The 9,643-nt window shown below is 61.9% G+C and carries 11 protein-coding genes; 5 read left to right on the forward strand and 6 right to left on the reverse strand.

Going from position 1 to position 9,643, the window contains the following annotated elements:
* The first annotated feature begins 27 nt into the window (after positions 1-27).
* From AC0L15_RS26435 to nhaA, 3 genes are all read left to right on the forward strand, one after another.
* Positions 28-1,353: an ActS/PrrB/RegB family redox-sensitive histidine kinase gene (locus AC0L15_RS26435; RefSeq protein ID WP_287246952.1), complete on the forward strand. Its 1,326-nt coding sequence runs from the start codon at positions 28-30 to the stop codon at positions 1,351-1,353.
* Positions 1,354-1,416: 63 nt separating this feature from the next.
* Positions 1,417-1,980 (forward strand): ActR/PrrA/RegA family redox response regulator transcription factor, encoded by a 564-nt coding sequence (locus AC0L15_RS26440; protein ID WP_023796717.1) that lies wholly within the window; start codon positions 1,417-1,419, stop codon positions 1,978-1,980.
* Positions 1,981-2,110: 130 nt separating this feature from the next.
* A complete protein-coding gene (gene nhaA / locus AC0L15_RS26445; protein ID WP_287246628.1) occupies positions 2,111-3,307 on the forward strand; it encodes a Na+/H+ antiporter NhaA in 1,197 nt (398 codons plus the stop codon).
* 226 nt (positions 3,308-3,533) lie between these two features.
* On the opposite strand, the gene AC0L15_RS26450 is transcribed toward nhaA, so the two are convergent.
* Both AC0L15_RS26450 and AC0L15_RS26455 read right to left on the reverse strand, forming a co-directional pair.
* Positions 3,534-4,034, reverse strand: a complete 501-nt coding sequence (locus AC0L15_RS26450) for an MmcB family DNA repair protein (RefSeq protein WP_473497599.1) — start codon at positions 4,032-4,034, stop codon at positions 3,534-3,536.
* Positions 4,035-4,260: 226 nt separating this feature from the next.
* On the reverse strand, positions 4,261-4,557 hold the full coding sequence (locus AC0L15_RS26455; protein ID WP_287246627.1) for a hypothetical protein: 297 nt from the start codon (positions 4,555-4,557) through the stop codon (positions 4,261-4,263).
* Positions 4,558-5,094: 537 nt separating this feature from the next.
* On the opposite strand from AC0L15_RS26455, the gene AC0L15_RS26460 reads away from it, so the two are divergent.
* Positions 5,095-5,277, forward strand: coding sequence for a hypothetical protein (locus tag AC0L15_RS26460; RefSeq protein WP_353813041.1), 183 nt, complete (start codon positions 5,095-5,097; stop codon positions 5,275-5,277).
* Between the two features lie 39 nt (positions 5,278-5,316).
* On the opposite strand, the gene cueR is transcribed toward AC0L15_RS26460, so the two are convergent.
* Entirely contained in the window at positions 5,317-5,739 is a 423-nt protein-coding gene (cueR, locus tag AC0L15_RS26465) for a Cu(I)-responsive transcriptional regulator (RefSeq protein ID WP_287246626.1), read from the reverse strand.
* A gap of 226 nt (positions 5,740-5,965) precedes the next feature.
* Here cueR and AC0L15_RS26470 point away from each other — a divergent pair, with 226 nt between their 5' ends.
* Entirely contained in the window at positions 5,966-6,583 is a 618-nt protein-coding gene (locus AC0L15_RS26470; protein WP_023796711.1) for a L,D-transpeptidase, read from the forward strand.
* Between the two features lie 110 nt (positions 6,584-6,693).
* Here the strand turns inward: AC0L15_RS26470 and AC0L15_RS26475 are convergent, their stop codons facing one another.
* The 3 genes from AC0L15_RS26475 to trpS form a co-directional block, all read right to left on the reverse strand.
* On the reverse strand, positions 6,694-7,263 hold the full coding sequence (locus AC0L15_RS26475) for a NifU family protein (RefSeq protein ID WP_023796710.1): 570 nt from the start codon (positions 7,261-7,263) through the stop codon (positions 6,694-6,696).
* Between the two features lie 402 nt (positions 7,264-7,665).
* Entirely contained in the window at positions 7,666-8,157 is a 492-nt protein-coding gene (locus AC0L15_RS26480; RefSeq protein ID WP_023796709.1) for a universal stress protein, read from the reverse strand.
* A gap of 88 nt (positions 8,158-8,245) precedes the next feature.
* On the reverse strand, positions 8,246-9,328 hold the full coding sequence (gene trpS / locus AC0L15_RS26485; RefSeq protein WP_287246625.1) for a tryptophan--tRNA ligase: 1,083 nt from the start codon (positions 9,326-9,328) through the stop codon (positions 8,246-8,248).
* Between the last annotated feature and the right edge of the window lie 315 nt (positions 9,329-9,643).

Consider the following 9,643-nt stretch of genomic DNA (forward strand, 5'->3'; position numbering starts at 1 on the left):
CTCCTTTTCCGGCTATAATCCTTGGCCATGATAAACATCCTGCGGGCGCCCGACTTCCAGCAAAGCCAGCGGCTGCGCCTCAACACGCTGATCAGGCTGCGCTGGCTTGCCATTGTCGGCCAGAGTCTGACGGTTCTTGTCGTTGCCTACGGGCTGAAATTCCCGCTGCCGGTCAGTCTCTGCTTCGCGCTGATCGCCTGTTCGGCCTGGATGAACCTGTTGCTGACCTTCCGTTATCCGGCGGCGCATCGGCTGACCCCGCTGCAGGCTTTCGCCATCCTGACCATCGACAGCCTGCAGCTTGCCGGTCTGCTCTACCTGACCGGCGGCCTCACCAACCCGTTTTCAGTGCTGGTCACCGTGCCCGTGGTCATCTCGGCGACGTCGCTGCCGCTGCGCCTGACCGCCATCCTCGGCGCGCTGGTGATGGTGACGGCGAGCCTGCTGGTGTTCTTCCATCTGCCGCTGCCCTGGTACGAGGGCGCGCCGCTGGAGATGCCGTTCATTTACGTCGCTGGCATGTGGATGGCGGTGTTTTCCTCGATCGCCTTCACCGCGATCTACGCCTTCCGCGTGGCCGAGGAAGCCCGGCTGCTCGCCAACGCGCTTGCCGCCACCGAGCTGGTGCTGCAGCGCGAACAGCATTTGTCGGCGCTGGACGGCCTTGCCGCCGCCGCCGCGCATGAGCTCGGCACGCCGCTCGCCACCATCACGCTTGTTGCCAAGGAGATGGAGAAGGCGCTCCGCAATGACCCGAAATACGGCGAGGACGTGACGCTGCTGCGCTCGCAGAGCGAGCGTTGCCGCGAGATCCTCAAACGCCTGACCAGCCTGTCCTCCGAGGGCGAGGCGCATCTCTCCCGCCTGCCGCTGACCTCGCTGGTCGAGGAGATGACCGCCCCGCACCGCAATTTCGGCATCTCGATCAAGCTTCTCCCCGGCGAGCGCATCGGCCCCGAACCGGTGGGACGGCGCAATCCCGGCGTCATCTACGGCCTCGGCAATCTGGTCGAGAACGCCGTCGATTTTGCCCGCAAGAGCGTCACCGTGCGCTGGAGCTGGAACGAGGCAACGGTCACCTTCTCGATCACCGACGACGGGCCGGGCTTTCCTCCCGAAATCATCGATCGTATCGGCGAGCCCTATATGTCGACACGCCAGGGCACCGAGGCCGGCGGCGGCCTCGGACTGGGGCTGTTCATCGCCAAGACCCTGCTTGAACGCTCGGGCGCCACGCTCGATTTCCGCAATTCAAACGAGCCGGGCGAGGGCGCCGTCGTGCGGATATCGTGGCCGCGCAGCGTCTTCCTCAATCCTGAATCGGCTTCGGCCACCATGTTTGACACGGCTTGAATTGGACAATAGCGCTCCAAAACTATATCTGCGTAAAATTCGGGCAGCAGGAATGTCAAGACGATGAATGGCGACGAAACGATTGGCGCAATGGTTGAGGGCGAGGACACCTCGCTGCTGATCGTCGACGACGACAGGCCATTCCTCACGCGCCTTGCCCGCGCCATGGAGACCAGGGGTTTCGTGGTCGAGACGGCCGAGAGCGTCGAGGAGGCCGTGGCCAAGGCGCGCGCCAATCCGCCAGCCTACGCGGTGGTCGACATGCGGCTCGCCGACGGCAACGGCCTCGACGTCGTCGCCGCCATCCGCGAGAAGCGCGACGACGCCCGCGCCGTCATCCTCACCGGATACGGCAACATCGCCACCGCGGTTACGGCGGTGAAGCTGGGGGCCATCGACTATCTGTCGAAACCGGCAGATGCCGACGAGGTTTTCGCGGCTCTTACCCGCACTGCGGGCGAACGCGCCGCACCGCCTGAAAACCCGATGTCGGCCGACCGCGTGCGCTGGGAGCACATCCAGCGCGTCTACGAAATGTGCGACCGCAACGTCTCCGAGACGGCCCGCCGTCTCAACATGCATCGCCGCACGCTGCAGCGGATACTCGCCAAACGCGCGCCGCGCTAACGCCTGACCGTCCTTTGCGCGCGCCAAGGTCGCGTGGCACTGTAAGAACTGCCCTGCCATCGGCGGTTGCGCATCATCGCACAGGGTGATGTTGTCCCTGCCGGCTGGTAGGCGACACGACGGAGACGACATGCAGGATCAGAAGCCGCGGCCGACTTCCACCTTTCGCGAATTCCTGGCCAGCGAGGCGACAGGCGGCATCGTCCTGATGGCAGCCGCGGCCTTGGCGCTGGTCGTCGCCAATTCGCCGCTGGCCAAAACCTATTTCGACGCCCTTCACGCCTATGTGGGACCGCTCAGCGTATCGCATTGGATCAATGACGGCCTGATGGCGGTGTTTTTCCTGCTGGTCGGCCTGGAGATCAAGCGCGAGATGCTGGACGGCCAGCTCTCGACCTGGCCACGCCGCGCTCTGCCCGGCATCGCCGCTGCCGGCGGCATGCTGGTGCCGGCGCTTGTCTATGTCGCCATCAACCGCGACAATCCAGCCGCCCTGTCCGGCTGGGCGATCCCGACCGCCACCGACATCGCCTTTGCGCTCGGCGTGCTGTCGCTGCTCGGCAGCCGCGTGCCAGGGTCGCTGAAGGTATTCCTCACCGCGCTCGCCATAATCGACGACCTTGGCGCCGTCATCATCATCGCGGTGTTCTATACGAGCGGCCTGTCGCTCGCCTATCTCGGCGCCGCCTTCGCGGTCATCGCTCTGCTCATCGTGCTCAACCGCATGAAGGTGCTGACGCTGCTGCCCTATCTCCTGCTTGGTGTCGTGCTGTGGGTGCTTGTGCTGAAATCGGGCGTCCATGCCACGCTCGCCGGCGTGGCGCTGGCCCTGACCATACCTTTGAAAATCACCCCCGGCATCAGCCAGGATTCAGACCAGTCACCGCTGCACCGGCTCGAGCACGGCCTGCACAGGATAGTGCCCTTCGTCGTCGTCCCGATCTTCGGCTTCGCCAATGCCGGCGTCCCGCTCGCCGGCCTCAGTGCTGCCACCCTGGTCGAGCCACTGACGCTGGGCGTCGCCGCCGGCCTCGTCGCCGGCAAGCTGGTCGGCGTGTTCGGTTCTTCTGCGCTTGCCATCCGGCTCGGCCTCGCCGATCTGCCGGTCAATGCCGGCTGGCTGCACATGGTCGGCATTTCGCTGCTCTGCGGCATCGGCTTCACCATGAGCCTGTTCATCGGCCTGCTCGCCTTCGCCAGCAATGTCGAGCTCCAGGACGCGGTGAAAGTCGGCATCCTCGCCGGCTCCTTCATCGCCGCCATCCTCGGCGCCGCCGTGCTGCTGATCGCGCCGGCAGCGGATGGGATGGACCAAGAGGAAGAGTAGCCGACGAACGTTGCGCCGCCCCTCATTGCAATGCCCGAGCATTTCTCCCCGTATAGTGACGGGGAGAAAGACGCCTTCGCAAAAGATTTCGCCAATCTCCAGCGTTGCAGAAAGGGTGCAGAGGTTGCGGCCAGCGCCCCTTCTCCCCGTTCACGGGGAGAAGATGCCGGCAGGCAGATGAGGGGCAGCGCAAACGTCGAAGGTTACAGGGGGATCCGAAAACCCTCTACTCGCTCTCGCCCTCCAGCGCCGGCACCGCCACGCCGGCAAGTTCCGCCGCGAGCAGCCGCGCTGCTCCGGCCCGCGCGATCCTCAGCATCAGCGCCTTGCGCGTCGCCGCCGCCATGCGGTGCTCGGGCGCATCGCGCAGGATTTCGGCGCCGTAGCCGTCGGAAAGGATAAAGCCGCATTCCTGCGGAAAGATCTCCGACGGCACGCCGGGATAGGTGGCGAAAAAAAATCGGTCGGAGTGCAGCCGGTAGTCCGGCCATTTGCGGTCGACCCTGAAATCCTCGATCGAGGATTTGATCTCGATGATCCAGATGTCGCCCTGGCGGGTCAGCGCGACGAGGTCGGCGCGGCGCCCGGTCGCCAGCGACAGTTCCGGCAGCACATGCGCGCCCATCTCCCTGAGCAGCCGCTGCACGCCACGCCGAACCAGCATCGCGCGCTCCGACTGGCGGCCGTCGATCAGCGGATTGAGGGGTACAGGTGAGATGATTGGCATGGGCTCACCATGCCAGACTTTGTTCACGGTTTGAACCCGTTTCTTGATGGCAGCTGTGCATTTGACAACCTGTATTGCAGAACGGGGCGGGGTTGGCGTCCTGCTGGCAGGTCGATTTCCCCGCGACTTCGTGCCCAGGTTAAGCCAGGGCGGGAATACGCAATCGCAGCTATCGTCGTGCTAATTCTAGGAGCTATCAAATGGCTCCTTTAGGAGCCATCGTTTCCTAAGCGCTACCCCTGCCATTCCCCGATGGCTGGGTCGCGCTGTCGGGTAGGGGCGTTTCAAGCTCTGCCTCAACTTTCAGAACGCCGTCAACCAGGTCATTGAACTCCTCAACGCTTAAACTGCACAGGGCCTCGGCCGCACCGTAATGGCAAAATTTGAATTCTACGAATTTCTTGTTGTCGGCTCTATCCAGCTTGATGAAGAACCTAAACGAATGGGCTCCGCGAAGCGACACATAAACATAACCCAAGTCGACGGCCATGAACTGCCGTTTGATGAACTGCCAAAGCCCCATAGTCGCCCCGCCTTTTCCTACGGGTATCTGTTGCCTCCAAGCTGCCTAGCGCGGCCAGCGGCAGTTGGTGATTTGACAGTTAGTGGGCCGCACATTATCCGCTCTACGCCCGGTGTATTTATATAATAAGCCCGCACGCAGTATTTATTTGGAGTGTCTGGCAGGCAAAGTTCACGCTTTTCACCTGTCCCTGGCTCAACATAAATTCGACAGGTTTTTTTACTCGTATCATAAGGAACGTTCGCCTGACTGGTGCATGCCGATGCACCGACGGCAACGGCTATAGCGGTGGATATGCGGATCATGTGTTTCCCCCAAGACAACCGCACTTGAATCATGATTTGTTGCCGGTGCCAAGGCGTATTGTCGAATAAATAAGCGCCTTTCCTAAGGTGATTGTATATTTGATCAAAGACCCGACAGTTTAGCGCGTTCGACTCAGTGAGCGGACAAAGAGAACAATGGTCCCTAATTCACGTCTTCATACATTAGTAATATGAGATATTGTGCGAATGCGGGTGAGTTTAGGGAGTTTGGATGATGAACGCGGACGAGATGCAGGCGGTGGCCGACGCCTATCCGGTCGTGACGCCTGACATGGCACCCAGGCAGTTGATCAAAGCGGCCAGGAACCCGAACGCGTCAAAGAAGGAAGTCGCCCGTGCGGCGTTCTTCTCGATTGTCGCCTTGAGCGTATCGATGGTGCCGATTGATCGCTGAAACCTAACCTGGAAAACGGCTGGTGACGCCACGCAACCTTCACACCTGTGTGGGAACGACTTTGCCAGATGGCAAAACCGCCCCCGCGATATCGTCCAGGATCGGGCAGTCCGGCCGGTCATCGCCGTGGCAGGCATGGATCAGCTTCTGCAAGGTCGAGCGCATCGACTGCAATTCGCGCACCTTCTCCTCGATCGCACTCACATGCGCGGCGGCGATCTCGCGCACGTCATGGCTGGCGCGGCTGCGGTCCTGGTAGAGCGCCATCAGCTGGCGGCAGTCGTCGATGGAAAAGCCGAGATTGCGCGCGCGGCGCAGAAACGTCAGCCGGTGGATGTCGTCGCCCGAATAATCGCGGTAGCCGTTGCCGGCCCGCGCCGGACGGATCAGGCCGATCTCCTCATAGTAGCGAATGGTCTTGGCCGGTAGGCCGGAACGCTGGGCGGCATCTCCGACATTCATGATTGGTTCCCTAACTTCGGGCGGCCTGGTGGATCGCCCCATTGAATTTCCTAGATAATCTTATGAGAGCCGTTGCCGAAAAGCCACAGCTACGGACTTACCGGCATGTAAGCCCCTGCATATAGGCATCGCCCGCTTGGCAAGCAAAGCAAATGCCAGCATGAATGATAGCGACAAGGCGGCCGTCTCGTGCCGCTACCTTTCGGGCGGGGCATCGGACCTTTTCATGCGCATGAAGTCATTCGCAATCGTCGCGGCACTTGCGCTGTCGACGGCAATTGCCGGTTGCAGCACCATCGGCTCGCAGATCTTCACCAACAACTATGGCCCGATGACCGATGCGGGCTATCAACTGCCGCGCATTCCGATCGAAAAGGTGCCGTTCAAGTACCGCCGGCAGATCGTTAGCTACGACAGCGATGAAAAGCCGGGCACCATCGTCGTCGATACCCAGAACAAGTTTCTCTATTATGTCATGGGCGGCGGCGAGGCGATGCGTTACGGCATCGGCGTCGGCCGCGAGGGTTTTGAATGGCGCGGCACCGCCCGCATCGCGGCGAAGCGCGAATGGCCGACCTGGACGCCACCTTCGGCGATGATCAAGCGCCAGCCGGAACTCGCCAAATTTGCCGGGGGCATGGACCCCGGATTGACCAACCCGCTCGGCGCGCGCGCCCTGTATCTGTTCAACAAGGGCGGCGATTCAGGCTACCGCCTGCATGGCAGCCCGGAGTGGAACTCGATCGGCAAAGCGATGTCGTCGGGCTGCATTCGGCTGATGAACCAGGACATCATCGACCTTTACGACCGCACCTCCGTCGGCGCCAAGGTCATCGTTCTCTAGAGCTCATACGCGGACCGTCTAGGCAACAACTGACGTCCCAAAACAAAAAACCGGGCAATTTGGCCCGGTTTTTTGTGTCGCGCGAAGGGGCGAATTGACGTCCTTTGATCTTAAGAGACCTGTTCGACCTGCTGCACCTCGGGCACAAAATGCCGGAGCAGGTTCTGGATGCCGTGCTTCAGCGTCGCCGTCGACGACGGGCAGCCGGCGCAGGCGCCCTTCATGTGCAGGAACACGGTGCCGTTCTCGAAGCCGCGGAAGGTGATGTCGCCACCGTCCTGGGCGACCGCCGGACGCACCCGCGTGTCGAGCAGTTCCTTGATGGTGATGACCAGTTCCTCGTCGGCCTTGTCGTAGAATTCGCCGGTCTGGCTGGTCTCGGCGGCGGGGCCGGCCCTGGCCATGACCGGCGCGCCGGACATGAAGTGCTCCATGATGGCGCCGAGGATCGCCGGCTTCAGATGCTGCCAGTCGGGGCCGTCCTTGGTCACGGTGACGAAATCATAGCCGAAGAAGACGCCGGTGACGCCAGGGATCTCGAACAGCCGGCCGGCCAGCGGCGAAGCCGCGGCAGCGCTGTCGGCATCGCGGAAATCGGCGGTGCCTTCGACAAGCACTTCCTTGCCGGGCAGGAACTTCAATGTCGCCGGATTTGGCGTCGATTCGGTCTGGATGAACATGGACGTCTCCGAGCCCGTTCGGGCATATAGTTTGGAATAATTCTAAATAGGCCTTATCGGCAGGACATTCAAGCGAAAGCCATCGCCGGAACGGCTGGCTGGGAGAATGTTTTTGCGGTCTTCTGAAACTACTTTGAGGTGTGTTGAGATTCAGGTCAGGCCGAGCCGGAGTCGGAGACGGGCGCGAAGCGACCAAAATGACGGTTTCCGAGAACCGGAGCGGAGCGTACTTTTGGGTACGTGAGCCCGCGCATGACTCCGAAATCGAATTTGATTTCGGAAGGTCATGCGCAAAATCAGAGTTCTACAGCGTCCTTTGCGCGCCCTACAAGGCGCGCGGCGCTGTAGTAAGCACAGGAAGCCGCCGTTTGCAGGCCGGCCTCACCTGAATATCAGCACACCTTAGGCCAGGCTGTCGATTTCTTCGTCTGATAGGTTCTGCGGCACCACTGTCACCGGGATCGGGAAGGCGGCGCCCTTGCCGGCGACCGCGCCGACCAGCGGCCCCGGCCCCTCCTTGCCGGCGCCGGCCGCCAGCACGAGGATGGCGATATCCTGGTCCTCCTCGATCAATTTGTGGATCTCTTCCGTCGGCTTGCCTTCGCGCACCACCAGTTCCGGCTCGATGCCGAGTTTTTGGCGCACCTTGTTGGCATAGCTGTCCAGTGCGGCGCGCGCGGTGGCGGTGGCCTCCTCGCGCATGATCTTCTCGACACCCAGCCAATGCTGGAAATCGTCCGGCTCGATCACATAGAGCAGCACCAGCACGCCACTGGTGCTCTGCGCGCGCTTCGAGGCGTAGACGACGGCCCGTTCGCATTCGGGCGTGTCGTCGATGATCGCCAAAAACTTGCGGCGATGGCCGGCTTCGCGGCTGAGGCGTTTGGAGACCATATTCTACCTCAAATGGTTTCGGTCGCAATCTGCCACCGCGACAGCCCGGCCGCAAGCGACCGGCGGATGTAGCGATATTAGCTGCAGATTAACCCTGCAGCAGGCCGATGATGTCGCGCACGGTCTTCATCGTCGCCTCGGCCAGCAGGCCGGCCCGTTCGCCGCCATCCCTGAGCACAGCGTCGACATAGGCGCGGTCGTCGGAAATGCGGCGCATTTCGCCGGCGACCGGCGCCAGCTTTTCCACCGCAAGGTCGGCCAGCGCCGGCTTGAACACCGAAAACTGCTGGCCGCCGAACTCTTTCAGCACCGCCTCCTTCGAGATCTCGGCGAGACCCGCATAGATGCCGACCAGGTTCTCGGCTTCCGGCCGGCCGGCCAGGCCGTCCAATTCGTCAGGCAACGCCTCCGGGTCGGTCTTGGCCTTGCGGATCTTTTTCGAGATACTGTCGGCATCGTCGGTCAGATTGATGCGCGACAGGTCCGACGGATCCGACTTCGACATCTTCTTCGAGCCGTCGCGCAGCGACATGATGCGCGCCGCCGGTCCGCCGATGATCGGTTCGGTGAGCGGGAAGAAGCCGTTGACCGTCTCCTCGCCGACCTTCATCTCGACGCCGACGCCAAGGCCGGCAATGCGGTCGGAAAAGTCGTTGTTGAATTTTTGCGCGATGTCGCGCGTCAGTTCCAGATGCTGCTTCTGGTCCTCGCCGACCGGCACATGGGTGGCGCGGTAGACAAGGATGTCGGCCGCCATCAGGCTCGGATAGGCAAGCAGCCCGAGCGAGGCGTTCTCGCGATCCTTGCCGGCCTTGTCCTTGAACTGCGTCATCCGGTTCATCCAGCCGATGCGGGCCACGCAGTTGAAGATCCAGGCAAGCTCGGCGTGCTGCATGACCCGCGACTGGTTGAAGACGATGTGCTTTTTCGGGTCGATTCCGGAGGCAAGAAACGCCGCGGTGATCGCGCGCGTCTGGTCCTTGAGATCCTCATGGACAAGCTGCGCGGTCAGCGAATGCAGGTCGACGACGCAATAGATGCAATCGGAGGTGTCCTGCAGGGCAACGAATTTCTTGATGGCGCCGAGATAGTTGCCGAGGTGCAGATTGCCGGTCGGCTGGACGCCGGAAAAGACGAGTGGCTTGAAGGCGGGCTGATTGGCGTCAGTCATGGTGCTTCCCTGGCTTGTGGAGGGCCGTTTCGCGCGCGGCGAAAGTCTTGCGACGGCGCGCTTATGGACGAGAGCGAGTAGACGATCAAGGGGCTGTAGGCGATCGCAGCAGAGCGATTGCTTCAGGTCGGATTGCTTGTTCGATGTTGTTGGCGTTGCGCCTATAGCGCCTGTCTCGGCTTGACAGGTCGGCGCTGCCCCTCATTGCCCTGCCGGGCATTTCTCCCCGTATAGTGACGGGGAGAAAGACCCGTTGTCCGAACCGGATAGATAGGTAACAGAATGGACTGATTGCATGGGTGACAGTTTTCTCCT

The sequence above is a fragment of the Mesorhizobium sp. WSM4846 genome (assembly GCF_055811415.1).

Bases quoted from the DNA above. Each gene is read 5' to 3' on its own strand.
- AC0L15_RS26435 (WP_287246952.1), top strand. From the start codon at position 28: ATGATAAACATCCTGCGGGCGCCCGACTTCCAGCAAAGCCAGCGGCTG.
- AC0L15_RS26440 (WP_023796717.1), top strand. From the start codon at position 1,417: ATGAATGGCGACGAAACGATTGGCGCAATGGTTGAGGGCGAGGACACC.
- nhaA (WP_287246628.1), top strand. From the start codon at position 2,111: ATGCAGGATCAGAAGCCGCGGCCGACTTCCACCTTTCGCGAATTCCTG.
- AC0L15_RS26450 (WP_473497599.1), bottom strand. From the start codon at position 4,034: ATGCCAATCATCTCACCTGTACCCCTCAATCCGCTGATCGACGGCCGC.
- AC0L15_RS26455 (WP_287246627.1), bottom strand. From the start codon at position 4,557: ATGGGGCTTTGGCAGTTCATCAAACGGCAGTTCATGGCCGTCGACTTG.
- AC0L15_RS26460 (WP_353813041.1), top strand. From the start codon at position 5,095: ATGATGAACGCGGACGAGATGCAGGCGGTGGCCGACGCCTATCCGGTC.
- cueR (WP_287246626.1), bottom strand. From the start codon at position 5,739: ATGAATGTCGGAGATGCCGCCCAGCGTTCCGGCCTACCGGCCAAGACC.
- AC0L15_RS26470 (WP_023796711.1), top strand. From the start codon at position 5,966: ATGCGCATGAAGTCATTCGCAATCGTCGCGGCACTTGCGCTGTCGACG.
- AC0L15_RS26475 (WP_023796710.1), bottom strand. From the start codon at position 7,263: ATGTTCATCCAGACCGAATCGACGCCAAATCCGGCGACATTGAAGTTC.
- AC0L15_RS26480 (WP_023796709.1), bottom strand. From the start codon at position 8,157: ATGGTCTCCAAACGCCTCAGCCGCGAAGCCGGCCATCGCCGCAAGTTT.
- trpS (WP_287246625.1), bottom strand. From the start codon at position 9,328: ATGACTGACGCCAATCAGCCCGCCTTCAAGCCACTCGTCTTTTCCGGC.